General features: G+C 41.2%; 23 protein-coding genes. 11 read left to right on the forward strand and 12 right to left on the reverse strand.

Annotated elements, in window-relative coordinates; all coding sequences use genetic code 11:
- The first annotated feature begins 7 nt into the window (after window positions 1-7).
- Entirely contained in the window at window positions 8-148 is a 141-nt protein-coding gene (locus tag H6G14_RS34350) for a zinc ribbon domain-containing protein (RefSeq protein WP_422394092.1), read from the forward strand.
- Between the two features lie 163 nt (window positions 149-311).
- Here H6G14_RS34350 and H6G14_RS20960 read toward each other — a convergent pair whose 3' ends face one another.
- Complete coding sequence (locus tag H6G14_RS20960; protein WP_190569248.1) at window positions 312-743, reverse strand: lysozyme inhibitor LprI family protein; 432 nt, start codon at window positions 741-743, stop codon at window positions 312-314.
- Window positions 744-1,293: 550 nt separating this feature from the next.
- Window positions 1,294-1,683, reverse strand: a complete 390-nt coding sequence (locus H6G14_RS20965) for a hypothetical protein (protein ID WP_041457080.1) — start codon at window positions 1,681-1,683, stop codon at window positions 1,294-1,296.
- A 222-nt stretch (window positions 1,684-1,905) separates the two neighbouring features.
- Between H6G14_RS20965 and queA the strand changes: the two genes are divergently transcribed.
- Both queA and H6G14_RS20975 read left to right on the forward strand, forming a co-directional pair.
- On the forward strand, window positions 1,906-3,102 hold the full coding sequence (gene queA, locus H6G14_RS20970; RefSeq protein ID WP_190569250.1) for a tRNA preQ1(34) S-adenosylmethionine ribosyltransferase-isomerase QueA: 1,197 nt from the start codon (window positions 1,906-1,908) through the stop codon (window positions 3,100-3,102).
- A gap of 137 nt (window positions 3,103-3,239) precedes the next feature.
- Window positions 3,240-4,397, forward strand: coding sequence for a tetratricopeptide repeat protein (locus H6G14_RS20975; protein ID WP_190569252.1), 1,158 nt, complete (start codon window positions 3,240-3,242; stop codon window positions 4,395-4,397).
- A 147-nt stretch (window positions 4,398-4,544) separates the two neighbouring features.
- Here the strand turns inward: H6G14_RS20975 and H6G14_RS20980 are convergent, their stop codons facing one another.
- Together H6G14_RS20980 and H6G14_RS20985 are read right to left on the reverse strand one after the other, a co-directional pair.
- Window positions 4,545-5,240, reverse strand: coding sequence for an NAD-binding protein (locus H6G14_RS20980; RefSeq protein WP_190569254.1), 696 nt, complete (start codon window positions 5,238-5,240; stop codon window positions 4,545-4,547).
- A gap of 403 nt (window positions 5,241-5,643) precedes the next feature.
- A complete protein-coding gene (locus tag H6G14_RS20985; RefSeq protein ID WP_190569255.1) occupies window positions 5,644-6,978 on the reverse strand; it encodes a TrkH family potassium uptake protein in 1,335 nt (444 codons plus the stop codon).
- Window positions 6,979-7,196: 218 nt separating this feature from the next.
- On the opposite strand from H6G14_RS20985, the gene H6G14_RS20990 reads away from it, so the two are divergent.
- On the forward strand, window positions 7,197-8,039 hold the full coding sequence (locus H6G14_RS20990; protein ID WP_190569257.1) for a methyltransferase domain-containing protein: 843 nt from the start codon (window positions 7,197-7,199) through the stop codon (window positions 8,037-8,039).
- Window positions 8,040-8,085: 46 nt separating this feature from the next.
- Here the strand turns inward: H6G14_RS20990 and H6G14_RS20995 are convergent, their stop codons facing one another.
- Entirely contained in the window at window positions 8,086-11,958 is a 3,873-nt protein-coding gene (locus H6G14_RS20995) for a PAS domain-containing hybrid sensor histidine kinase/response regulator (protein WP_190569260.1), read from the reverse strand.
- Between the two features lie 1,140 nt (window positions 11,959-13,098).
- On the opposite strand from H6G14_RS20995, the gene H6G14_RS21000 reads away from it, so the two are divergent.
- Window positions 13,099-13,929, forward strand: a complete 831-nt coding sequence (locus H6G14_RS21000) for a squalene/phytoene synthase family protein (RefSeq protein WP_190569262.1) — start codon at window positions 13,099-13,101, stop codon at window positions 13,927-13,929.
- Between the two features lie 169 nt (window positions 13,930-14,098).
- Here the strand turns inward: H6G14_RS21000 and H6G14_RS21005 are convergent, their stop codons facing one another.
- Together H6G14_RS21005 and H6G14_RS21010 are read right to left on the reverse strand one after the other, a co-directional pair.
- Window positions 14,099-14,887 carry an RDD family protein gene (locus tag H6G14_RS21005; RefSeq protein WP_190569264.1) on the reverse strand — a complete coding sequence of 263 codons (789 nt, stop codon included), beginning with the start codon at window positions 14,885-14,887 and terminating at the stop codon, window positions 14,099-14,101.
- Window positions 14,888-14,954: 67 nt separating this feature from the next.
- The gene (locus H6G14_RS21010) at window positions 14,955-15,809 is read right to left on the reverse strand and encodes a glycerophosphoryl diester phosphodiesterase membrane domain-containing protein (protein WP_190569266.1); all 855 of its coding nucleotides are present in this window, start codon (window positions 15,807-15,809) and stop codon (window positions 14,955-14,957) included.
- Window positions 15,810-15,890: 81 nt separating this feature from the next.
- On the opposite strand from H6G14_RS21010, the gene H6G14_RS21015 reads away from it, so the two are divergent.
- The 4 genes from H6G14_RS21015 to H6G14_RS21030 all read left to right on the forward strand — a co-directional run bounded on the left by H6G14_RS21015 (window position 15,891) and on the right by H6G14_RS21030 (window position 19,637).
- Entirely contained in the window at window positions 15,891-16,856 is a 966-nt protein-coding gene (locus H6G14_RS21015; protein WP_190569268.1) for a stage II sporulation protein M, read from the forward strand.
- A gap of 220 nt (window positions 16,857-17,076) precedes the next feature.
- A complete protein-coding gene (locus H6G14_RS21020) occupies window positions 17,077-17,544 on the forward strand; it encodes an Hsp20/alpha crystallin family protein (protein ID WP_190569270.1) in 468 nt (155 codons plus the stop codon).
- Window positions 17,545-18,354: 810 nt separating this feature from the next.
- The gene (locus H6G14_RS21025) at window positions 18,355-18,600 is read left to right on the forward strand and encodes a hypothetical protein (protein ID WP_190569272.1); all 246 of its coding nucleotides are present in this window, start codon (window positions 18,355-18,357) and stop codon (window positions 18,598-18,600) included.
- Between the two features lie 8 nt (window positions 18,601-18,608).
- Complete coding sequence (locus H6G14_RS21030) at window positions 18,609-19,637, forward strand: hypothetical protein (protein WP_190569273.1); 1,029 nt, start codon at window positions 18,609-18,611, stop codon at window positions 19,635-19,637.
- 56 nt (window positions 19,638-19,693) lie between these two features.
- Here the strand turns inward: H6G14_RS21030 and glpK are convergent, their stop codons facing one another.
- The 4 genes from glpK to H6G14_RS21050 form a co-directional block, all read right to left on the reverse strand.
- Window positions 19,694-21,196 carry a glycerol kinase GlpK gene (gene glpK / locus H6G14_RS21035; protein ID WP_190569275.1) on the reverse strand — a complete coding sequence of 501 codons (1,503 nt, stop codon included), beginning with the start codon at window positions 21,194-21,196 and terminating at the stop codon, window positions 19,694-19,696.
- A 123-nt stretch (window positions 21,197-21,319) separates the two neighbouring features.
- Window positions 21,320-21,688, reverse strand: a complete 369-nt coding sequence (locus tag H6G14_RS21040; RefSeq protein WP_011321476.1) for a pentapeptide repeat-containing protein — start codon at window positions 21,686-21,688, stop codon at window positions 21,320-21,322.
- A complete protein-coding gene (locus H6G14_RS21045) occupies window positions 21,678-21,992 on the reverse strand; it encodes a hypothetical protein (protein ID WP_190569278.1) in 315 nt (104 codons plus the stop codon). The genes H6G14_RS21040 and H6G14_RS21045 overlap by 11 nt, the downstream gene beginning before the upstream one ends.
- Window positions 21,993-22,159: 167 nt before the next feature.
- The gene (locus H6G14_RS21050) at window positions 22,160-22,729 is read right to left on the reverse strand and encodes a hypothetical protein (protein ID WP_190569280.1); all 570 of its coding nucleotides are present in this window, start codon (window positions 22,727-22,729) and stop codon (window positions 22,160-22,162) included.
- 329 nt (window positions 22,730-23,058) lie between these two features.
- Between H6G14_RS21050 and H6G14_RS21055 the strand changes: the two genes are divergently transcribed.
- Entirely contained in the window at window positions 23,059-23,490 is a 432-nt protein-coding gene (locus H6G14_RS21055; RefSeq protein WP_190569282.1) for a hypothetical protein, read from the forward strand.
- Here H6G14_RS21055 and H6G14_RS21060 read toward each other — a convergent pair.
- Window positions 23,480-24,085 (reverse strand): YdcF family protein, encoded by a 606-nt coding sequence (locus tag H6G14_RS21060; protein WP_190569284.1) that lies wholly within the window; start codon window positions 24,083-24,085, stop codon window positions 23,480-23,482. The two genes, H6G14_RS21055 and H6G14_RS21060, sit on opposite strands and share 11 nt — an antisense overlap.
- A gap of 753 nt (window positions 24,086-24,838) precedes the next feature.
- Between H6G14_RS21060 and H6G14_RS21065 the strand changes: the two genes are divergently transcribed.
- On the forward strand, window positions 24,839-26,515 hold the full coding sequence (locus tag H6G14_RS21065; protein WP_190569286.1) for a fasciclin domain-containing protein: 1,677 nt from the start codon (window positions 24,839-24,841) through the stop codon (window positions 26,513-26,515).
- Window positions 26,516-26,543 lie beyond the last annotated feature (28 nt).

A 26,543-nucleotide genomic window follows, 5' to 3' on the forward strand; every position in this document is an offset into this window, starting at 1 on the left:
GAATGATTTGCTGAACTTAAGTATCCGTGAGTGGATTTGTCCAAGTTGCCAAACAACCCATGACAGAGATGAAAATGCTTCACGGAACTTGAGAGCAGAAGGGATAAGAATACTGTCAACAAATACTGTGGGACACACAGAATTTTAAGCTTGTGGAGAAACAGTAAGACTCGTTGGTACTTGTGCCAAAAAGCGTGTTTCTGAGAAACAAGAATCTCCCGCTACATTGCTAAAGCAATGTAGCGGTGAGAGTGTCAATGTCAGTTGCTTTTGCTCTGGTTTAATACCCTACCCCTTTGTCGATGCAGTTGTTAAAGGTCTGGTTGCAGATATTCTTGTAATTCTTGAGTACGCTGTTGTGTCAGCTTTTCTAAGCAATTCAAATAAACGCTAGGGGCAATACTTCCCCCTTCATACTGACTGGATTCAAACTCACAGCTACTATCACGAAACTTGATCCATGCTTGCTGTGCAGCAATTAACTTTTGTTTTCTAGAACTTTGTAACTTTGGTAAAAGTTGTTTATAAGCTTGGTTTAATTGTTTATCAGCGTTTTGATAGGACTGTTTTGAACATTGATTAATTTCGAGTTGAGTTTGAGCGTTATTGCAATTGAGGTTTTGAGCCAAAAGCATTGGCTTGGTGATGGCATTCCGCCCACTGTCAGCGATCGCTGCCGTGGAAAAAAGTAAAGTACTGCAAGCAAGGATAGGGAACAAAGATTGGGGGATGGGTGGTTTCATGATGAAAGGGGGTAGGGTGAAAATATCATGGGATAATTGCTTTGTGAGTCCCTTATACCCCTACACCATCAAATTTGAGTTTTACGGGCAAAGTGTAAAAAAAACGCTAACCTACAGCCAGTTTAGTAGAGTGCGCTACGGCTTCTTTTTTCTTTTCCCTCTGTGCTTCTTTTTTGTTTCTGAGCGCTTGACGTTCATTACAGTCGCTACGTTTTGGAGATTTTTCATAGCGCTTCCCTGGGGTATGCTTTGCGTTAAGCGGAGCTATGCTGAAGGCTTTACGCGAGTCATTATTGTCAGTGGTCAGTGGTTTTTAAGTATCTTTGCCACTTACCATTGACTGCTGACAAACCACAAAACTCCATCCCCTTGTGGGTGGAGTTTTTATCTAGAAGTCTCTAATATTATTTAGTGATTTTAATGATTATTTTGATATTTGCTACCAGAAAATAATTTTTCTCATGACGTTGGTAACTGGTTGTGAATGATATTTTGCTACCATCAATTACCAATTACCAATGAGCAAATACACAGTTTATGACCATCGATTTTACGCGAGTGTTTCTGGACAGTAACCCAGTCCTCTAACAAACTGTTGACGGAAAGCTTCTATTTCTTCTCTTTCTGGGCTTCCATGTGAAACGATCGCAACTTGATAGCGGCGCATAACATCTACAGGACATTGGCCAGCTTCTAAGCTCCACAGTGCCATTTGCACACGCATAGGTGGCTCATAGCTAATTCCCAATTCATTTAGGAAGGCTCGAAAATCACCATCTTCTTGGGACGAGACAGGATTTTTAAGTTTGATCCTAACCACCCAACCATCTATTTGATGAATCACGGTAACGAACGAAACAGGTAACTGGGGTCTACCGTGTAGATATTGAACGACCCTCAGAGTTAAACTGGCATTTGCCAGATAGTATAGGTATTCCATCATGGTGTTTGGGATCAAATCCAATCTTACATTTCTATCTTCCTCAATTGATTGGTATCCCGGTAGGGTAAATGCCCCCGTCTTTGCATGGGGGAGTTTACCCATTTATTATCAAATTGCTTAAGTGTTACGTCATAATGTCAATCTTATAATTTAGGTCTAAAATTGACTACTTTTGTCAAAAAAATGTAAACAAACTTATTCCAAGCATCGGGAATTTCAATGAAGAAACAGATATTACAATTAAACCTTGAACAAACTTCTAGTGCGGCAGCAGAGGATACAAATTTAGATTGTTCGTTGGCTGGGTATGATTACGTACTACCCCCAGAAAGAATTGCCCAAAATCCAGCAGTTCCCAGAGACAGTTCTCGTCTACTAGTCGTCAACTCTCAAACAACAGGTAAAGAAACACCACCACTACATCAAATTTTTCGTGATTTACCGGATATTTTGCGTCCTGGTGACTTATTAATCATGAATAATACGAAGGTCATCCCCGCAAGATTATACGGGCGCAAAAGCTCCGGCGCGGAAGTAGAAATTTTATTGCTAGAAGAGCGCAAGTTTAACTGTTGGTTGGCTTTAGTTAAACCAGGAAAACGCTTTAAAAAAGGCACGCAGATTATTTTTACAGGACTAGGTATTAGGAATCTGGAAATAGGGCATGGGTATGAAGAAACAAACCCAGTCCCCAGCCCCCACCAGCTAACCGCTACTGTTTTAGAAACCGACAAAGCCACAGGAGGGCGTTTATTACAATTTGACTTACCAGAGGGGCAATCTTTGGTGCAAGTTTTAGATAAATTCGGGGAAATACCCTTACCGCCATATATCACTGCATCTCAAGCGGCGGATGAACAGTATCAAACTGTGTATGCAGAACAACCAGGAGCGATCGCAGCGCCTACAGCTGGGTTACACTTTACTCCAGAGTTACTAGAAAAGTTACGCGATCGCAATATCAATCAAGCTTTTATTACCCTCCACGTTGGTGTGGGAACCTTTCGTCCTGTGGAAGTGGAAGATGTAGCCACTCATCAAATGCACGAGGAATGGATTGAAGTCCCCGCCGCCACAGTAGCACAAATCAAAGCCACCAAAGCAGCTGGCGGTAGAATTATTGCTGTAGGAACTACAGTAGTGCGAGCCTTAGAAGGAGCAGCCGCATCTGGCGATTTACAAGAATTTTGTGGAAAAACCAACTTATTTATCTATCCTGGCTATACATGGCAGGTTGTAGAGGGTTTAATTACTAATTTTCACTTGCCACGCTCTAGTTTATTAATGCTAGTAAGTGCGTTAATTAGCAGAGAACGATTGTTAAGTATATACCAGGAAGCGATCGCCTCTCAATATCGTTTCTACTCTTTTGGTGATGCCATGTTGATTCTACCGGAAGCCAGAGGAGGCAAGTAATAGAAGAGGCGTATACACCCTCTGTACATTAGTTCACCTTGGCTTCAAAATTTTTTAATTTTGAATTTTAAATTTTTCATGTTGTAGTGGGTACTCTTACTTGTAAGGATCTTAACCATAAGTACAGAGATACCACTATGTATAAACAACATCAACTTAAACAGTGGTTTTGCGGTTTATCGTCAATCACCTGTCAGCATATTTCGGATTGGCAAAAGCCGCATTTGGGTGTTCTCTGTGCTGCATCAGCTTTTTTGGTGTTGGCTACACCGGTTGTGAATTTACCAGGAAGCAAGTTGTTGGCACAAACTCCCATTTCTCAGGATTTGGAAACAGCTAGTCTTTACCAACAGGGTGTTACACGCTACAACCGCAGCGACTGGGAAGGTGCAGAAAATGCTTTTCGCCAAGCGTTACAGCGAGAACCCAATTTAGCAATGGCTAGAACATATCTAGGAAATATTTACCTGATGCAAAACCGTCTAGATGTGGCGGTTCAGGAGTATGGGGAAGCGATTAGACTGAACCCAAATTTGGGAGAAACTTATTACAATTTGGGTTTAGCATTGCAACAACAGGGAAAAAAAGAGGGTGCTATTACAGCTTATCGCCAAGCTTTAGTGATAGATCCCAGAAGGGTGGAGGCTCATTATAACTTGGGTTTGGTATTATACGAACAAGGATTATTGCAGGAAGCGATCGCCGCTTACCAAGATGCAGTTAATCTCGAACCCAGTAAAATCAACGCTCATCACAATTTAGCGATCGCTCTGCAACAGACAGGTAAAATGGAAGAGGCGATCGTTGCCTATAGAGAAGTTTTGAAGTTAGATCCCAAAAATGCGGCAGCTTATAGTAGTTTAGGCAGCCTGATGGCAATGCAAGGACGACCAGAAGAAGCCATAGCCGCTTATACCCAAGCTGTTCGCCAAGACCCCAAAAATGCCCTAGCTTACTATAACTTGGGAATAACTTTATATAACCAAGGTGACCTGCAAAAAGCTAGTAACGCCTTTAAACGCGCTCAGGAAGAATACAGTCAACAAGGGAACCTGGAGCAAATAGAGAAGACCGAGCAGTTCATGCAGCAAGTTGCTCAGAAAATCGAGGAACAAAAGCTGCAACAAAGACAAGCATCCGCACCCAAGCCGACAGACAACTCTACAAACAACCTCTTAGAAAAACTAACTCAACTAGTAGCACCAAAAGAACAACCAGCTAATTCTGGTGCAGTACCCGTCTTGGATGAACAAAAGCAGTTTCCACCAATATTTCCTAATACCAATTCTCGATAAAAATACGCTTAATTATTTTAGTAATAGCGAATTATCACCAGAAAACCTCTGCGTGCCTTTGCGCTAACCCCTGCCCTACTCTGCCTTAAAAAGGGGAAGCATCAAATTCTTCTATGACGGGTATTTTGTCCGTCATATTTTTTTGTTTTAAATTGGCAAACGATTAATATCTTTATTACAACCTATAACCACCATTGCCGTACCACGTTCTAAACGTTTACCGGGGTTAGGGTTAATTTGAAATTTACCATCTTGACTCACGGCTAATAAATTCAACCCGTAACGGTTACGTAACTGCAATTCTGCAATAGTTTTCCCGTGAAATTCATCTGGCACAATTAACTCTACGATACTGTTATCTGGATCAAGGTCGAATCTATCAAGAATTGATGGCTTCGTCAGTGTACGTGCTAACGCACAACCCGCCTCATATTCAGGAAAAACAACATGATCTGCACCAACCCGCTTTAATAGCTTGTAATGGACTTCACTAGAGGCTTTAGCAACAACGTGAGGCACTCCAGCTTCCTTGACATTTAAAGTGGTGATTACGCTTTCTTGAACATAGTTACCAATTGCCACAATTACTGTATCAAATTCCAGAATACCCGCTTCCTTAAGGGCTGCTGTTTCCGTTGAATCTAGTTGTAAAGCATGACCAACTATTTCTTCGGTCAACGCGGCTGACACTCGTTTTTCATCTATATCTGTTGCTAGCACTTGATAGCCTAACTTGTGCAGTGTTGAACAGACAGAACGACCAAAACGACCCAAGCCAATTACAGCAAATTGGTTATTATCTTTGCGTAAACTGCGAAAAAAACCTAGCGATGACAAATTCACAGTTGAAATCCTTATTATTAATCCCTGTATTGAAAGCAAAAACTCCTAGAGGGTGTTTAAAAAGTTGAAAATATACTAGAAACCCCTCTCCAAACCTCTCCCCGACACGGAGAGAGGCTTTGAAACCCCCATTCCCTGTCTCCGACACGCTGCGCGAACGCAGGGAAGCTGGGGGGTTAGGTTTTTAAGATTTTGGTGTTAGCAATGATACTTTTCAAACATCCTCTTAGACTAAATTAATTAAAAGTTTTATTTTGCTTGTTCTTTCAGATTTTATCAGTTGTTAGTAGGGGCGGGTTTATTAAGATCATCTTCCCAGAGTGAGGATATCTGTAAACCCGTCCTTACAGTTGTCAGTTGCCAATAATTTTTCCTGACTTCCCCTGCTTCCTGTCTCCTTCAGTTACCCTACAAGTAAGTTTTCTTCAGGGTAGTGAATCCTTGTCGGTCGCGGATCTCCTAATATAGCAGACATTAGTAGTAAAACTCCTACTCTACCTACATACATGGTGATAATTAAAACTAGTTTTGCTGCTGGGGAAACACTAGCTGTAATACCAGTTGAAAGACCAACGGTAGCGAAGGCTGATACGACTTCAAACAGAATTTGAATAAAATCTAGTTTTGGGTCTGTAAGAGATATGAGAATTGTGGCTAAAATGACGGTTGCTATCGAACCAACCAAAACACCAACTGCTTTTAAAATGAGAGCAACTGCTATTTTACGTTCATATAATAAAACTTCTTCTTTACCCTGAAGAATTGTTTTAGTACAGCTAGTTAAAACTCTCAGTGTGGTAGTTTTCATGCCTCCTCCTGTACCGCCAGGACTTGCACCAATAAACATGAGGGCAATTGTGATAAATAGACCCGCCGTTGTCATTTTGCCAATGTCAATGGTGTTAAAGCCAGCAGTTCTGGGAGTAACTGATTGAAACCAAGCTACTAAAAATTGATCGCGTAAATTAAGTGAACCAAAGGTTTGTGGGTTTCTTATTTCTATACAAAAAAATGCGATTGCGCCTAGAAATAGAAGTATTAGTGTCGTGCTAGTAGCGACTTTAAAATCTAATGAAAAGACCAGAGTTTCCTTTTTTTTGAGGATGCGATCGCGCAACCAAATATATGTTTCTAGAATTACTTGATAACCAATTCCCCCAAATATAATTAATCCCGTAACTGTGAACACTACTAAAGAAGAAGATTGATAACCAATTAGACTATCTTTAAATAAACTAAAGCCAGCATTATTCCAGGCATTAACACTATGAAATATAGCTAACCATAGTCCTTGATTCCAGCCATAATCAGGGACAAAAGCTGGTAATAATAAAAAGACACCTGTAATTTCAAAAATTAGGGTTGTGGCAATAATTGAGCGAATAACTTGGGCGCTACCACTCATACCAGGTCGGTCTAAAGCTTGTTGAATAGCGATTTTTTGCCGGAGGTCGAATTTGCGACCAATCAGCAGAATCAAAAAGGTAGTACTTGTCATATAACCTAACCCACCAATTTGCGCCAACAAAGCAATAAACAACTGTCCCCAAAAGGAAAAATAAGTACCAGGATCAACCACTGATAAACCAGTGACGCAAACTGCTGAAGTTGATGTAAACAAAGCCACAATCAGATCATTCCAACTACCATTGCTAGTGGAGAAAGGCATCATCAACAAGATAGTTCCCACTGTGATGACAGCTAGAAATCCCAAGCAAACTGTGCGCGAAACGGTCATAAGCAATTAAAAATTCAATATTTAACGGTCAAAATCATCAAATCCTTTAGCTCATGGAGGTTGGTTTAAAAGGGTGGGCTTATAAGTTATTCCTAATAAGAGCCATAAGGTTGATCCTGGAGACGAAATAAAAACTTTCTTATTTAATTAAAAACACACATGGTAGCCTACGAATATGTTTTTTTTAATTTCTGTTTTGTCTTAACACTACTTTTTTCATGAGTGCAACACTATACCAACAAATTCAGCAATTTTACGACGCTTCCTCTGGGCTATGGGAAGAGATTTGGGGCGAACATATGCACCACGGTTATTATGGTGTAGACGGTACTGAACAAAAAAACCGTCGTCAGGCGCAAATTGATTTAATTGAAGAATTACTCACTTGGGCAGGGGTACAAACAGCAGAAAATATACTAGATGTGGGTTGTGGTATTGGTGGTAGTTCTCTGTATTTGGCTGGAAAGTTGAATGCTAAAGCTACAGGAATTACCCTGAGTCCAGTGCAAGCTGCTAGAGCCACAGAAAGAGCCAAGGAAGCTGGTTTGAGTGGTAGAAGTCAGTTTTTAGTGGCAAATGCTCAAGCAATGCCTTTTGATGATAATTCTTTTGACTTGGTGTGGTCGCTGGAAAGTGGCGAACATATGCCAGATAAAACCAAGTTTTTGCAGGAGTGTTACCGAGTCCTGAAACCGGGTGGTAAGTTAATTATGGTGACATGGTGTCATCGTCCTACTGATGAAACACCACTGACGGCTGATGAACAAAAACACCTAGAAGATATTTATCGGGTGTATTGTTTGCCTTATGTAATTTCTTTGCCAGAGTATGAGGCGATCGCACGTCAACTAACATTAAACAATATCCGCACCGCCGACTGGTCGCAATCCGTCGCTCAATTTTGGAACATAGTCATCGATTCCGCCTTTACCCCCCAAGCAATATTCGGCTTACTCCGCGCCGGTTGGACTACCATCCAAGGAGCATTATCACTAGGCTTAATGCGTCGCGGTTATGAACGGGGGTTAATTCGGTTTGGGTTACTTTGTGGGGATAAGTGAGGGATTGGGGATTGGAGATTGGGGATTGATGATTGTACAGACGCGATTAATCGCGTCTCTGACCACGCTTAATTAAACTGGCGACAACCGTAGCCAATTCTGCGGGTTCAATGGGTTTTGGTAAATGTAGTTGGAATCCTTCTTGGATGGCTCTTGTTCTGTCTTCGGCTCTGGCGTAGGCTGTTAAAGCGGCGGCGGGAATGGTTCCTCCTTGTTCTGGCGGTAAGGAGCGTAGTTTGCGAATTAGGGAGTAGCCGTCTTCTTCTGGCATTCCGATATCACTTACCAAAACATCTGGTTTCCATTGGGAAACTATCTGTAATGCCTCTTTTGCTGTTGCTACTGCTGTAACTTGGGCTTGACATTGCTCTAATACTGTGCCGATGAAATCACGAGAATCTGACTCGTCATCTACCACTAACACCCGCACCCCCAACAGCGAAGGACATAAAGGCAAGGGGGTGAGATTTTCTCCTCTTGGGCTAATTGGCTCGATAGCAGTTGCTTTATTTTCCGAGAGGAGGGGTAATTTGACTGTAAATGTAGAACCTTGTTCTTCACCGGGACTATGTACATTAACTGTACCGCCATGTAACTCTACTAGATGGCGGACGATCGCTAAACCTAATCCTAAACCACCGTGGGATCTGGTGATGGAACTATCAGCTTGGCGAAAGCGGTCAAATACGTAAGGTAAAAAGCTGGAATTAATACCTATACCTGTATCGATGACTTGGATTTGTGCGTAGCTATTAGTGATGAGTTCGTTTTGTTGGCAACCAGGATTTTTGGTGAGTCTAACTTCTACTTTGCCGCCAGAAGGTGTGAATTTAATGGCATTTGTGAGCAAATTCCAAATAACCTGCTGTAAGCGTTCTGGATCGCCGGAAATCTGAAATGGTAAGTTTTCGGTAGCTGGATTTTCTAAGAAGAATGTTAAATCGATTTCTTTGGCTTGGGCGGCGAGGTTAATATTCTCGATGGTTGTTTCAATGATGGGAATCAGGTTAAAAGTGCGGACGTTGAGACGTAACTTGCCTCTAATCATCCGCGAAATATCGAGTAAGTCTTCAATGAGTTGGGTTTGAGCTTTGGCGTTGCGCTCGATGGTTTCTAAGCCTTTGGCGGTTTGCGCTTCACTCAGCCTACGGGCTTGTAATAACTGCGCCCAGCCGAGAATGGCGTTGAGAGGCGATCGCAATTCATGGGATAAGATAGCCAAAAACTCATCTTTCATGCGATTGGCTTCTGTTAATTGTTCTGTCTGCCGTTGCAAAGAATTAATCAGTTCCATTCGTTCCATTGCGATCGCAATTTGGTCGCAAACCGCCTGCATCATCCCCTTTTGATTTTCGGTGAAACTGGTACGGCTGCGACTGCCAAAGGAGAGTGTCCCTAAAAGTCTGCCTTGAGCAATCAACGGATAACTGTAATAAGCATTAATCCCCATAGAGCGAATTAGCTGTGTTTTAGGGTCAGTTGACTGCTGGACGTTCTCTAAAGCGATGGAACGACGTTCCTGAGCAGTTGTCCCACAGATGGCTTCACCAAACCTTAAAAACTCTATTTCTTGTGCTAGTTCCGGACAAATGCCTCGATAAGAAGCTAAACGCATAGACTGAGAATTATCTTCTACTAGGTAGTTGAAATAAACATCCAGTCCAATTTGCTCTGCCAGTTTCTGGAAGCAACCATCAATCAGTGCTACTGGTTCTTGACTTGATAACAGGTCATTAGCTGTACTAAATAGTAGTTGTAATCGTTGATAACCCAAGGACAAAGCTTTTTCTGCCTGCTTGATCTGAGTTATATTTTGAAACACTACTACACAGGTAGCTGGATAACCGTGCATGGCTGGTAAGGTATCAGCAAATATAAGTAAAGATAGTACTTCCTCGTTGGTATGCCAGTCTAACTCTAATCCTTCTAGACGTTCTCCTCTAGCAACCCGCACTCCAGGCATCTGCTCGTTAGATACGGGGTTACCGTTGGCATCTGTGAAATGATAAACAGTGTGATACTCTGCGGCTGGTACTCCTATAGGAAATTTACCACCCGCTAATTCATCTGCTGCCCGATTGGCAAAGGTAACCCGTGCGGTTTCCGGCTCAATAAACAGTAACGGTCTTGGCATCAGATTTAATACATCTTCTAGCCATTTTTGCTCGTTTCGCAGCAATTCTTCTGCTTGCTTGCGTTGTGTAATATCTACAAAGGCACCAATACAGCCTCTGGTTTTGCCATCTTCATCAAACAGTGGGGCAACGTACTCCAGCAATTTGATGATTGCGCCATTGTCATGAACTACATCAACCTCATAATCTAATACTTCCGCACCGTGAGCCGCAGAGTACTGCATGGGCATTTCTGCTGGTGAAAGCTCTCTACCTTCGTGAAATATTTTAAATGTTGTTGGTTTTTGATCTTGGGGAGCGCTGAGGGAGGCATTGACATCTGGCGAAATCTGCAACTGCTTGGCAAAAGCTGGATTAATTTTAATATTTCGACATTCTGGATCTTCTGCTATACCGATGCCAATAGGTATCACGTCTAATAAAGTTTGTAATTCGACGACGCGGCGCTGTAAATCTTTATTAAGTTGGAGTATTTTCTGTTGTGCTTGTTGACGTTCGCTTAAGTCTAAAATAAAAGCAACAGATTCTTCGCGTTTTTCTCCTAGCAATACATAACCAATTAATACGGGAATGCGGCTGCCATCTTGGTGAATGTATTCTTTTTCATAAGGTGTACAAGCTCCTTTGGGGTTGACTTGAGCTTCCGCAATACCTTGCTCATCTAAGTAGATATATTCTGGTGGTGTGATATCTTTCCAATTAAGTCTGCCTGTAAGTAAGTCTTCGTGAGAATAACCAACCATCATCAAAAATGCTTCGTTGGCTTGTTGGATACCACCGTAAATGTCTGAAAATATAATCCCGATAATATTGGCATCGACAAGGCTTGCTAGTTTTTCTTCATAAGCTTTTAAGGTTTCTTGAGCGCGATCGCGTTGTTGGCTCAAAAGTTCGATGACTACTGCATTTTGCCAGATGATGATGGCAAAAATAACAATTAATATAATGGCAAACACTGAAACGGCAAAGGCAGGGCCGTATCTGCCGGCTCTTTGCCCTTGGAGGATTAACCACCCCAAAAACAAAGGTACAGCGATCGCTGCTAATAATAAGCGACGTGCAGTTAAACCCCCATAGCTATCGCTAAACACTATCTTCATCAGCCCTTTTTCTGAGCGTCCAGACAAAATGCCAATACACAGCACTATAAATAATAATGCTGTCTGCAAAGACATTGAGGTAACATTTGGATTAATTGTGTAAAAAAAATTCACTTTATAAGCATAACCAACAACCACCTGTAAGGAAATTACGGTGGTACAGAGAGTGAGGATCTGAGCATACCAATAGCTGCGATGATTTCGGGGATAAATCAGCAGTTCTAAGGCTACACCTATAAGGAGGAAATTAATTGCTGTATTCAACCCCATCCGCCCTGGATGTGGTGTATTGATGGTAGTAAGAGAATCACTCAAAAGCAGTTTGTCAATTCCCAATTCCCAGCCAAATAAATATTGGCAAATTGTTAGCGCAGCGATACTGATAATAGTGAGACTAAAAGCTCTAGAGAGTTTTTTGTAGGTCTTGTGACTCTGGCTAGGATATGATTCCCCCAACGTTTTCGTTACTAAAATCCATACAGAAATACTACACAGTAAAAAGCACAACGCTGTATTCGGTGTCATGCTCCTGGAACTACCCAAAAAAAATGTTTTGAGTATTTCTATATCAAGTAGCCAGCCAATTAATATGGAACTACTAACCAACATGGCGATCGCACTTGCAGTTTTTGCCACTAGTGAACCGTGCATATTGTGCAGTCGCAAGTGCTTGAATTCTAACATTGAAGCTTTTGTAACTTTATTTATATCTGGGACTACTATTTGATTTTTGAATTGTACGTAGGGGAGCCAATGCGTTGGTAAAGCAGTTTAATCTTCTCTATGTTCCCTGGGAAAAGCTCCGCGAACGTAGACAAGGGGTTTCCCTGCTTGGAGCAAGTGGCTTAGATACTTATATTGTTACGCGCAAGCGTAGGCTATATCAACCATAATCAAATCGGATTACTATACGATGGGAATGTTTAAGATAATTTACTATCGATGTGCGCGGTTCCTTGATTTAAACTACTGTCAAAAGTATTAGTTTACATCTATCTATATATATATTTTTTGCTGTGCCAGCAATTAAATTTTTCTTAAACGCCGTGAACACTTAAAATCTTTACCATTTTATTTTTGCGCTTATAATTACCACTGGTAAAATGCTTCTAAAAATATAAAAAAACGGGCGGTAGATAAAATTTTTCTCCAGACAAAAATACTTTCAAAATAGCCTCTTGGATGGTTATTTAAATCATGATTTATCGCTGTGTTCACACTTTTTAAACTGACACATACTAAATACTGAATATTTTTTATTTGATCGATATTTTAAGTTGAATATATTCGTTATTAAAGAAATAATTTCTGCCAAAGAGACTTTTAAGATTCGATACTTGGCAATTAACTTTGAATAACAAGATAAAAAAACTCCATCCCCTTGTGAGTGGAGTTTTTATTCGTGATCAGTGGCAAAAATCCCTAAAAACTACCCACTCTTGGGATGTGGTATTAAAGCAGATCCTTTCAAAAACTAACAAATAACAACTGACAACTGACACGCATTGGCAAAGCGTCCCACAGGGAAGCGCAATAAATTTGGTATATTACGGAATGTCACATTGCTATCACTGTTTATATTTACACCAAAAATTTATAATGTAATATCAAACAACAACGCAAATACGTACAGCACAACTCAGATCAAAATAGATGTGATTTTAATAAATTGAGAATTTTGTTAATTTTGATACAAAAAAACATTAATATTTAGGAGCAATACTAGCTAATCTCTAGTTTTTCCAGTTTAGTCAAAACAATATCCAGTATTATCAAAAAACTGGTAGTGGGATGTGGTGTAAAAATCAACAGAGGAGTGAAAACATGGATTTACGTAGCGATGCCTTGCAAATCCTTAAAGAAACTAGTCGTACTTTTTATATTCCAATTAGTATTTTACCGCCAGGATTACAAGAGGCAGTCGCATCCGCATACTTGTGTATGCGTGCCATCGATGAAATCGAAGACCATCCCACCCTTGATAACCCCACAAAAGCAAAGCTTTTGCGTGCGATTAGCTTGACTCTACAAGCTGGGGTTGATGGTTTTCCTGTTGATGCCTTCGCTGCCGGATTTAGCGGTTACGAGAATACCCTGGAAGAAGTCACCATGAGGATTCGAGAGTGGTCTCTGCTTGCACCAGAAACAATTGCACCGCGAATTTGGGATGCAACGGCGGCTATGTCAGATCGTATGGCTTATTGGGCAGAAAACAACTGGAAAATTCATACGGAGTCTGACTTAGATCGCTATACCTTTGGGGTAGCTGGTGCAGTTGGGTTGCTACTCTCAGATTTATGGGCTTGGTACGATGGCACACAGACAAACCGGACTTTAGCGATTGGGTTTGGTAGAGGTTTGCAAGCAGTTAATATCCTACGTAACCATGTAGAAGATTTAGGACGTGGAGTCAGCTTTTTTCCTGACGGTTGGGACGCAAACAATATGCAGGAGTATGCCCTGCGAAATCTCGCCCTAGCAGATGCTTACACCCAAGCTTTACCAGATGGGCCAGCGCTGAACTTTTGTCAAATTCCCTTGACGTTAGCACATGGAACCATTGATGCGATCGCCAACGGTAAGGAAAAACTCAGTCGTAGCGATGTGATGGCACTGCTGGAACAGATTATCACTTTCAACTTGAAAGCAGGGTGAGGGGATAAGAGGCAGGGGGCAGGGGGCAGGGAGCAGGGGGCAGAATATCTTAAGCTATAAGTTGCATAATTCATCGTGAGATCTGTTGACCGTTGACTGTCAACAGTTAACAGTTAACAGCCCTTATTAGTAGTTATGCAATTTAAACCCGCATTAGCTTATTCAGTCTTTATGATTCATCACTTCCTACCCCGTGATAAGCGAGGTAAACAGCTTCTAGAAATACATCAGAGGTAACAGTTGCGGGTAATGTTTCTAAGTGCAGAATTGCTTGCACTTGTTCGGCTAGTTTGATGGATAAAGCACTTCTGGCTTTGTTACTCATTGCACCACGGCGCTGTAAATATTCATAAATTACAGCAAAGTCATCAGGTAGTAATCTTGATAAGTCAGTTATTGGTAATAATTCTGCATAGAGTGACTTGGCTTGTTCAGAAATGGTAAAAGTGGCTAAAGTAGTTGGTGTTGTCGTTTGAATCACAATTGTACCTGCGGCTAAATCACCAAGACGCTTTTCTTTACTATGAAAAATAATTAAAAAAGCCCCAATAAACAGAAATTCATCGAAAGGTCGTAATAAAGCTCGCAGAGTAGCTTGTTGTAAACCAACTGGTCTGCCATCATCTCGAACTACGCGAATTTTAACTAAGCGTTTACCGGGGGTTTGGCCTTGCCATAAAGTCTCAAAAAAGACAAAGTAGCCCGTGTACATAACAAAGCTAACAATAAATGCGATCGCCACTAGCCAAACAGCCGTTGCCGAACCGAAAGTTTCTGTCCACCAATCTACTAACTGCGCGGAAATAAAAGCCCAGACAAGGAAAAATACTACCCAAGTCGTAGCTAAAATCACATAATCAATGATTAAAGCCCAAGCACGATTACCAATACCAGCAACGGTAAACTCTATCTCTACACTTTCTGGTGTGCGGTATTTGACACGGTTGAACAGGTGCATATCAACTCAAAATTAATAAAACTTTTCAGGGTGAGGGTTCTGGCTGCTGGGACTATGAAATAGTGGGTTAAATTTCGCGATCGCGTAACTGCAAGCCTAACCCTTCACGACGACTCCGCAAGTCATAATAAATTACAGCCTTGATGCTTTGCCAAAAGGGTATCAATAAAGCACCACTGCCGAAACTGAGAACTAAAACTATGACAGCATAAAGTAGTGCAAATGCAGTATTACCCTCGTTGATTAAAGGTAAAAATGCTGCCTGCACAATAGTTATGACAATCTGAACCACAATTTGAATTGGGATTGTGATTAACAAACCAACAAAGGAAATCAACAGTATCCGCCAAACGTGACCTTGAGTTAATTCCCAACTGCGACGAATGGCAGAAGTAGCCTCAATCCCCTCCTCTACAGCCAAGGGCAAATCTACTAAATAAAAACGTGTCACCAGCCATAAAATTGCCACAATTGCCACAATACCGATGACAAAAGCCGCGAGAATAAACACAAGATAAGTCGCAGGGTTGCCTTGTTGTCCTACTCCCCCAACAAATGCAGCCGATACCACTCCTAATAAAATAGATAAAATTACTACACCTAAACCAATGCCAATACCGACAAGAAGTAATAAAAGCATTGCCAACAAAAACTGCCACAATCGAGAGTTAACAAAACGTTCACCCGATGAAATGCTTTCGGGCTGATTCACCAATTCACCAAAGGCTAGGCGTGAAATCAGTGATGTGAGGGCGTAAAACTTTGCCCATCCATAAACTGGAACTAGCACCCACACATAAGCCTTCAATGCCAATAAAAAATAGTCTTTAAGATGAGAACGATACAACCGCAGCCCTGCACTGACAACATTTCCTACACTCAGTGGTTGCGTGGGATTGGGAGAACCAAAGTTTCCTGCCATAGATGCAAAATTTCCTTGAAATTACGGGTGTGAATTTGAGGCTATCTTAAAGTACGTTAATTGCTAATATTCCCAAAATTTATGAATATTCAACGTTGGATTGCTCGGCGAGAGTCAAACTGGCAGCGTTTAGATGCTTTATTAAGACAGGTAGAAACAAAAGGGTTAAAGTCTCTCCCAGCTACAGAAATTCGGGAGTTAGCTAGTTTATATCGTTCAGTTGCAGCAGATTTGGCACGCGCTCAGACCCAGCAAGTCGGTAATATTCTGATACATAATCTACAATCCTTGACAACTCGTGGCTATACGCAGATTTACCAGGGTTCGAGAAGGCAGGAATGGCAAGCTGTGGTGGAGTTTTACCGATGGGAACTACCCGCAGTGATTCAGCAAACATTTGCATACACTGCCACAGCTACCGCTTTATTTTTTCTAGGTCTAATAGTTGCGTGGTGGTATGCTTGGCAAGATCCGACATTCATGTCTTTAATCGTTCCAGAACGCCTAATTTCTCAAGTGCGAGATGAACATAAGTTGTGGATGGGGTCAATTGTGGGAATTGAGCCTTTAGCATCCAGTGGGATTATGATTAACAATCTCAAGGTGTCCTTTGGTGCGGTTGCAGGTGGGATGACAGCTGGAGCATTCACAACTTATGTGATGGTATTTAATGGTTTACTCATTGGTGCTATCGGTACATTGGTGGGGCAGAACAATCTAGCTTATCCCTTTTGGGCATTTGTTTTTCCTCATGGCGCTTTAGAGTTACCCGCCATTTTTTTAGCTGGTGGGGCTGGGTTGTTAATAGCAAGAGCTATTTTATTCCCTGGTCAATATCGTCGAGGTGATGCCTTGAAATTTTATGGTTCTCAAGCAGTACAGTTATTATTTGGGATTGTGCCAATGTTAGTTATAGCCGGGATTATTGAGGGATTTTTCTCTCCTAACCCCAGGATTCCTGATCCCTTAAAGTATTTGTTTGGCACAGGGTTATTTATGATTCTTTTTATGTACTGCAATCGAAAAAAAACATCAGTTAAAAGGTAGATATATAGCAAACTTTCAGTGAGTACGGTTATTGCGATCGCTCTTGGTTATGGAACCGAACCTACAGGCCTTTGATCCTGATCTAATCTTTTAGTGAAGGAGCTAGAGATTAAGCTTTGCCACACTCCAGATTGATTCAAGCATATACCTCTTCGTTCACCAGCAAAAAGCTTAATAATAGCCTTCTGATAAGCAAATGTTGCATTTTAGAGGTGATATTATGGCAATCACAAGATGGGAACCATTCCGAGAAATTGAGCGCTTAGAACCATTCCGAGAAATTGATACATTACAACGGCAAATAAACCGCTTGTTTGATAGGTTAATGCCAACCAATGGCAGTGAAAAAGTGGGATTTGCCTTTGTACCTGCTGCGGAACTTGAAGAAAAGGATGATGCGATTCATTTGAAACTAGAAGTCCCAGGCTTAGAAGCAAATGATATTCATGTAGAAGCGACTCCCGAATCGATTTCCATTACTGGTGAGCGGAAGTCTGAGACTAAGATGGAAGAAAATGGCATTACTCGTTCTGAGTTTAGGTATGGTAAATTCCAGCGAGTTATTCCCCTACCGTCTCTAATTCAAAATGACAAAGTACAAGCTGAGTACAAGAACGGTATCCTCCGCCTCACTGTACCAAAAGCTGAGTCGGAAAGAAATAAAGTGGTAAAAGTCAATATTGGTTAAAGCTAGGGGAATAGTATTGAGTGCTGAGTGGATGTCTTAATAGACAATTCACTCAGCACTCGACGTATAATCATCAGAAAGTACAGCACCTCTAGACTCAATCACAAAGTGATCGCTATTGACGGATAGCTGTAGTGTGGTGCGAATTTCTCCTGCTTCTTTATCCAGACGTAGCCATATTGTATTTTGAGTGTTTGCTGCTAAAAATAGAATCTTCTTGACATCCCCTCTGGGTTGGAAAAAATCTAATTTATTAACATTAAGAGAGAGTATATCTCTAATTTTGTTTAATTTTTGTATTTTCTAAGTTATATATAGTAATCTGTATTGATTGCTGTATCCTTTACAGTAGTTTACCCATAATTACTTGCAGAGAGAAACAACAAGGAATACTCCACGAGAAAATAGATATAAGATTCTGACTGGGTTTTGGAAATATATGTAAGGTGGGCAATGCTGCCCATATCATAGTTTTGCTGGGCATTGTCCAGCCTTCGGAGAAGCAGATTTTTCAGCATAAGCACAAGTGATGGAACAAAAATCAAATCCGATTCCTATATGTCCCTAATTTATTCAAAAATCACCTGAAAGTCAGATATATAGTGGCAAATATTACCTAGTTGTTGATAATGGGCTATATGCTAATAAGACAAGCAATTAATGTTTCTCGTGTGTTCTGTGCCAAGTTGGCATTTAGTGTTTTTCCTAAAATGGCTAATTTGAATAAAACAGACAACTAAACACACACTGATCCTAGTTTATTTGCTTGAATAGCTATATTGAGAGACTTGTAATTCCATACTCTTGATTATGACCAGTAAGTTAATTGATGTTAGAGAATATACTGTTAGGGCGCATAAGCGGCTAATTCACACTCGCGTTTTTAACTTTGTCTGTAAGGAGTGTAATGAGGCGACAAAACGCGAGACTTTTGGCCCTCGTCCTTTATATTGCGAGATATGTCGTCCACCACAAGCGCCGAAAAAGTCTCAGCAGCCGACTCGCAAAGCCAAGCCTCGTCCAACTATTTACAAAAGCGACATCGATTTGGGTTGATTTAAAGCATGATAAATCCGCAATTGCAATTAGAGCCTCCTCCTCAAGATTTCGTCTCTCCATTGTTAGAATTACGAGACTATTATGCTCGTCTTGTAGAAGAGTACGAAACCTTATTTACACAAGCGCGATCGCAGCTGGATCATGTAGAAGCTTTATTATCTACTTGGTCTCCTAGTCTGGAAAAGAAAGAGCAACTATCCATCGGTGATATCTCTCCAGATGTTTCTACCTCTTTCCCCAAAAAATCTCTACCATCTGCAACTAATGTGATTTCTCCCACTGAAGTTAACTTGGTGGAGTCTAAAGAAGTTGAGTCCCAAAACTCCGAAAGCTTGGAAATAGAGAGTTTTGTGACTACAGATGAAGATAACAACGAGTCTCCAGAACCCAGTTCTTCACCAACCATAGAAATTACTCCAGAAACCATTAAGGGAACTGATATCCCGATGTTACCTGAGTATCAATCTCTCACTCGTATGGAAGCGATTAAAAAGCTACTAGAAGAACATCTTGGCGCAGTATGTCATATAGATTTCATTGTGCGATCGCTTTATGGAGAGTTGGAGTCTTACATTTTTAGAGTAGTCAAAGGTAGAGTCCAATCATCTCTAACACAAGGTAGAGAAAGACAAGCTTGGTTTGGCATCCCTGACGAACCCGGATGTTACACTCTGGATTTAGGCTTGGTAAGTTCCAACCGTACTCATACTTACGCCCAAAATGGCAGAAGCAAGAAGAAAAAACCTGTCATCATCCCCAAGACAAAAGTCATCCCCATGTTGGCACCTTTTGAAGGGCAGTTTTTAATTGATGCTTTGAGTGTTTTCTTCAAACAACATCCAGGTAAAGTTTTTAGCGTCGCTGATGTCATCTCTGGACTTTATGGAGAACTAGATGAAGAAGACACCAGAGAAGTTAAAGGCAAAGTCTTGAATGAACTCTCGCGGGGTTATCGTACAGGACGATTCGCTAGATTGCCTAATAAAGTCGGCTTCTATACCTTGGATTTAAAATTAGCAGCTAAGTCGGGATAATGGGTAATGGGTAATGGGGAGTGTAAATAGTCCTTCTCAACCTTTACACCCCATCCCTACACCCAGTCAAGACTCCGTTTAACTGCCTTTTGCCATGTCGCAAAATTGGCTGTGGCGTTTTGGCTTCCTTCTCCTGGCTCAAAAATGCGGTCTATCTGGCGTTGGTTAACTAATGCTGTGTAACTATCCCAAAATCCCACGGCTAAACCTGCGGCGAAGGCTGCACCTTGTACCGTTGTGTCGCGCATAGTTGGACGTTCTACGGGAATACCTAAAACATCAGCTTGGAACTGCATGAGGAAATTGTTCTCACAAGCACCACCATCGACAATTAGGCGCTGCATGGGGTTACTACAAGACGCATTGATGGCTTGTACTACTTCTAACACTTGATAGGCGATCGCTTCTAATACAGCCCTGACTAAATGCTGTGGTTGGACGCTGGCGGTAATGCCAAAAAAAGCTCCTCTAGCGTTCATATCCCAGTAGGGTGCGCCTAGTCCACTGAAAGCGGGGACAAAGTACACCCCACCGTTATCAGCTACTTGATTAGCCATTGTCTCTGTTTCGGCGGCCGTCTTAATTAGCTTGATGCCGTCACGTAACCATTGGATACAAGCACCACTAGTAAACATACTGCCTTCCAAAGCATAACCGATATTGATATTTTCCTGGGAACTATTTTGCGTCCAGGCGATTGTAGAAATTAATTGATGTTGAGAACGAACAATATTAGAGCCAGTGTGAGCTACCAAAAAACTACCAGTGCCATAAGTACATTTCATTAAACCGGGGCGATCGCAGCCATGACCAAACAAAGCTGCTTGTTGATCGCCTAAAATGGCTGTGATGGGGATAGCTACATCTAATAAGCTGGTATCTGTAACCCCGAATTTGCCCAAACTGGGTTGAATTTGCGGCAGAATATGGGCAGGAATTTGCAAAATCTCTAATAGTTGCTCATCCCACTCACAAGTTTTCAGATTCATCAACATGGTGCGGCTAGCATTGCTGTGGTCGGTGGCGTGGACTTTTCCACCTGTTAATTTCCACAGTATCCAGGTATCAATTGTACCTGCCAAAACATTTTTTAAATCAACGCCTGTGGTGTAGTCTAATAACCATCGCAGTTTATTGGCCGAGAAATAAGCATCAACAACTAAACCAGTGCGACTGTAAATTTCCTGAGCATAGCCTTTTTCCTGTAACTGATGACACAGGGGAGCCGTGCGGCGGTCTTGCCAAACAATGGCTTTATGTAATGGTTTCCCCGTGGTTTTGTCCCACAGTAGGCAAGTTTCCCGTTGTACAGTCAAACCTATAGCCGCAATTTCACTAGGAGATATTTGTGCATTGGCGATGGCTGTTTTCATCACCCAGCAAGTATCCTGCCAGATTTCTTCCGCGTCATGCTCTAACCATCCTGGTTGGGGATAATGTTGTGTTAGTTCCTTATATGCTTGAGCAACTATTTTACCTGCATTGTTAAAGATAAATGCCCGGTTTCCAGTTGTTCCCAAGTCCAACGCTAGGATATAGCCGGAAGATGATGTCTGCATAGGCTTTAGTTAAAAGGCGATCGCTCTACCTATCCTACAAATATTTGTGTCTCTCTACATATTCGGATAGTTTAGGCGATCGTCTTTCTGTTTCATCCCCGTGAGGGGAAGTGATTAAAAATGCTAAAACTGCCGCATATTTCTACTTACCGGGTCAAAACCTCTAGAAAATTTCGTAGTTTCGTCATAATAAGCGCCAGTTAAATCTGCTCCATACAACTTAGTCAAATTAAGTTTAGCTCCCCGCAGATTTGCTTGATTCAGCTTCACGCCGCACAAATTAGCTCTGGTCAAATTAGCATTGGCTAAGTTGGCTTGACTCAAATCGGCTCCCCAGAGTTTAGCCTTCGCTAAGTTAGCGCCGCTTAAGTCTGCTCCCCATAAATTTATCCCAGGTAAGTAGACTCCAATCAGCTTGGCTCTAATTAGGTTTGCGGCGGGAAAATATCTTTCTCCTGCTGCATAACGGCGTTTGATTGCTTCAGCATCCATGAATTGTATTTACCTTCTTGAGTAAGAAAGAAGTTATCTGTTCCCATTCCTGATTCAACTCCCCAACAAACTCTGGCTGACTGCTGCGTTGATACCAATAATGAGCATTATTTAAATCGCCTTCTTTGCGATGTAAGTACCCATGCACCCAAGCACTATCAACATCACTGGCGTTTTGTACAATCTCATGAGCTTGGTTCCAATCACCTTGTCTGTCATACCACAGAGCTTGCAGCGCCTTCGGTAGGGTTTGAGGACATGAGCGCTGTTTTTCCATCAATCGCAGAAATTCTTCTGTATTCATAATCGCCACCCAGCAATTATCAGACCTCTATTTCCAAGATACCCTGTAGATTGCTAGTGTGGAGAGATGAAGAGAACACCAAAAATAACAATTCAAAATTCAAAATTAAATTTATTCAGGTGGGCATTACCCACCCTACGGGTTACCAATTACCCATTACCCATTACCTAAATCTTACCTAGTTGCTCCCTACCTTTAACTTCCCGATTTCCTTTGGGAACAATTTCAAATTCAAAATTACCGACGAGATGGTCATCGACATAGACATATATTATATGTTTACCAGGAGGATCACCTGGTGCGATCGTCCAAAAGTTTTCAATCACTCCATCCTTTGGTAACTGGGTGCGTTTGGTGACAGCTTCTGTACCATCTGCTGATAATGTAAAATTTTCACCGTTATCTGTAGCCCAAGTTTCTGGGGGTTTTGGCAAGCGCAGAACTTCGCGCCATGTCACTTGACCTTTAACGTCTTGAATTTGAATCCGCCAACCGTATTTACTACCCTCCACTAGGGGAACTCTGATTGTTGGGGTGAAATTAAATTTCCCTTCAGCGTCACGGACTGCTACACCAAACTCAGCTTTATTGATATTTATCGGTTGAGTTTTGTTTGGCTGCAACTGAGGAGTTGACTGAGAAAGTGTCATAGCATTGTTGGCTAAAGCTGGGGTATGAATAAACCCAGTCGTCAGCAAAGAAGAAGTTAGTACAACTGTCGCAGCCAAAATTCTCATTCTTATCAATTTTTTGGTCAGTTACTAGTACATATTCAACTACTTTTTGTGCATCTCCGGTAGGGGTGATGCGGGATTTTTTTTGGTAACACATTTAGCCGCAAGATAGTCACACTTAATAGATATTAATTGTTGTACTTAATTTGTGTTGAAAAGAGTCTTTTAATTGTAGCGATCGCTACTCTATAGGCTTTGGGTTTTATCTCTTTAAACTTATTAGCCGTTACCAAAAATTTTTCCCTAAAACTATAATTATTGAGTATGATTTAATTTCCTGTTGCCGGAAAATTATAAGTTTAATGGAAAATTCATCATTGAATCATGTTATTATGACAAAATTTACCCTATTTGCAATGATTGTAGTGAGTGTGATGAGCTACGTTCCATCAGAGGTGATGGGCGAAATCCCACCAGTGATCGCACTACCCCAAAGTGGTAATATTAACCAGGAGAATTTGCCAGAAACTATCATTGAACGCCATGAGGCTGCTGCTTTAACCACAGAACCTGTGACAATTAATAGTCAGTGGAATAGTGTCACAACACAACCTCAAAATTTTCAAGGAACTTCTATTCCCCTAGAACAGAAAAAAGGATGTGAAAGTCTCAGTCCGTTTGATTTACTCAATAATCCAGATGCTCTTTTTAAAGAATGTGTCAATCCCGCAGATAATCGCACACCACAACGTGTTGAGCCAGTGGAGTATTTAAAAGTCCCTGGACTTGATTCTGGTGTGAAGGTAAATGTTACTAAATTTTAAATACAAGGTAAATAAAATAAAAATAAGTTTCTCGTATTAAAAATTCCATTTGGCTGTTAAAACTGCGATAGCGAGTGGTAGGCGTAGGCGAAGGATAAGCATCAATTCCCAAATTTCTTGCCATTAACACGGCTCGTTTTAGGTGCAATGGATCACTGATAATCAAAAATTTGGTAGATTTTTCATTAGTACCTACCACTTCTATGGCATTTTTAAGATTTTGGTAAGTTGTCCGAGACTGAGTTTCTATTAAGATGTCGGTTGCTTTTACTCCTCTAGCTATGGCGTAATCCTTGCCAACAATAGCTTCAGCCAGTTCGTTAACTTCTCCCACTCCACCAGTAAAAATAATCTTACTAATAGCCCCATTTTTATATAGATTAATGGCATGGTTAATTCGTTCTCGAAAAACAGGTGATGCTTCTTTTCCCCAAACTGCTGCACCTAGAACTATTGCTGCATCTGCTTTGTTATTGTAACTATTGCTTCCATAGGAATAGATACTAATTGCTGTAGATGAAATAGCAAATAATAGTGCAGATATAATAGTAATTAATATCCAGAAAATCCATTTTTTAGGAACATTCTTGAGCATAAAATTGGTGATATCAAGGGTTGAACGTTAGCAACGCAGTATCCAAAATTTTCGGTGCGTTGGGACTAATGCTCATAACGCACCCTAATGGATTGACCAGCCTAATCCATCATTTTAGCCTTGTCACGCCGCTACCTTTTTCCTGAACTGAACCGTATTAGCATATATAGCTTTCTCTATGTCCCGCAAGTATGGGACATTTTTTTGTGGTTGAAAGTTCCTTACACCTGACTTTTGAAGTCAGACATAATTATTCTTTCCATAATAATATTTATTTGGATGTACTTACTTTGGACATCTCGGAATTGCTCAAGAGCCTACAACTATCTAAAGTATGAGAAAATATCTGGAAAATATGACCTTTAGCTAGTTATTAAAACGGGTTAAGGTCTGTAACAATTCTCTTTATAAGACTAATAACCTTTGCAGTTCTAATATTACTAGATGTTGATCATGAATGGACATTCCCGACTCCAGACCCTTCTATAATCATGGGCATGGCATCTCCTAGCTACATATCTTTCTATCTAATAACTCTCTACCTTACACATAATGGTATGGATTCTAGTTTAGAAGATGAAAACTATGTTGTTAGCAAAATTGATGCTTGTGAGGAAAAATATATTCATCATTTTGGTATTTTCTGCACCAAAAATAATGTCTAGGCTTTTATCGAATCAACCATACAAGCAGTTGTCTCCCATAGTCAATTGATGTGTTTTTGTAATTTATTTAATTTTGGAGGAATTTTTCATGTTTAGTTCGGTTCGACGGTCATTAGCCTACACAACTTTGCTGGCTTTGGGGATGACAGCTATAACAATAAATCCCTTAATAGTTTCTAAACCAGCTTCAGCACAAACACCCGTTCCTACAGAAGCTCCTTCTACTACAAGTTCCAACTTTTCTGATGTCAGTTCAGATTACTGGGCGCAACCATTTATTCAAGCTTTAGCGCAAAGAAATATCATTGCTGGTTTTCCCGATGGTACTTTTAGACCAAATCAAGCAGTAAGTCGCGCTGAATTTGCCACATTAATTCAGAAAGCCTTTAATCAGCAACCAGTTCGACAATTAGGTGCATCCGGATTTACAGATGTACCTGCGAATTTCTGGGCATCGCAAGCAATTCGGGAAGCTTACGAAACGGGATTTCTCTCCGGCTATCCAGGGAATGTGTTTCGCCCCAATCAACAAATTCCTAGAGTACAGGCGATCGTTGCTTTAAGCAGTGGTTTAAACTTAACTACAACTGAGACTGCATCAGGTGTTCTTAGTAATAACTATGCAGATGCTTCGGCAATTCCTGACTATGCTGTCAACGGCGTAGCCGCAGCCACACAAAGCAACATAGTTGTTAACTACCCAAATGTGAGAGAACTGAATCCTTCCACATCTCTTACCCGTGGGGAAGCAGCAGCATTTTTGTATCAAGCTTTAGTTCGACAAGGACAAGTACAACCTCTACCTAGCAATGTTGCAGCTGCTAACTACATAGTAGGTGGGACTGGTACAACAGGAGGTACACAAGGTTCCAATAATATTGTTGCTTTGGCAGCAGCAAGTAATTCTTTTAGTACCTTAACTTCTTTATTGAAGACAGCAGGTTTAACAGATATTCTAGAGCAACCGGGGCCTTACACAGTCTTTGCTCCTACCAATGAAGCATTTGCGGCGTTACCTGCGGGTACTTTAGAACAACTGCAACAACCACAGAACAGAGAGTTGTTGGTGAGAATTTTGCGCTATCATGTGGTTCCTGGTCAATTAACTGCTAACCAACTCTCTTCTGGACAACTGACAACTGCTAGCGATGCGCCAGTCAATGTGAGAGTTGACACAGCCAATAATCAAATTGCTGTTAATGAGGCGAGAGTTGTTCAAGCAAATATTCAAGCTAGCAATGGCGTTATCCATGCTATTAACGAAGTCCTGATTCCACCTAATCTAACTGGTCAGCAGCCACAAGAAGGAACCCCTCAAGCACAAAATCCGGGTGCTGTAACTCCAGGTAGAGCTACCCGTGGCGGTTCTAGTTATATAGGGGTTGCTGGTAACATTGGTTTAGGTGGTGATACAGCTCTCAGCGATAGCAACTTTGCAGTTATCAGTAAAGTTGGTTTGACACGCAATCTATCAGTCCGACCATCGGCTGTTTTTGGTGATGATACTGTATTTCTAGTGCCGTTGACCTTGGATTTCACCCCCCGCGCAGTAGAGCCTGGTGTTGTGCAACCATTCGCCGTATCACCTTATGTTGGCGCTGGTGTAGCAATTGAAGCTAGTGGCGATACTGATATTGGTTTACTGTTAACTGGTGGTGTTGATATTCCTTTAGGACAGAGATTTACCATTAATGGTGCTGTTAATGCAGCTTTTGTAGATGAGACTGATGTTGGTTTGCTATTAGGTATTGGCTACAATTTCTAGGTGACAGAATAATAGCGAAACTAGAACC

Source organism: Nostoc parmelioides FACHB-3921 (genome assembly GCF_014696625.1).
Classification (GTDB): Bacteria; Cyanobacteriota; Cyanobacteriia; order Cyanobacteriales; family Nostocaceae; genus Trichormus; species Trichormus parmelioides.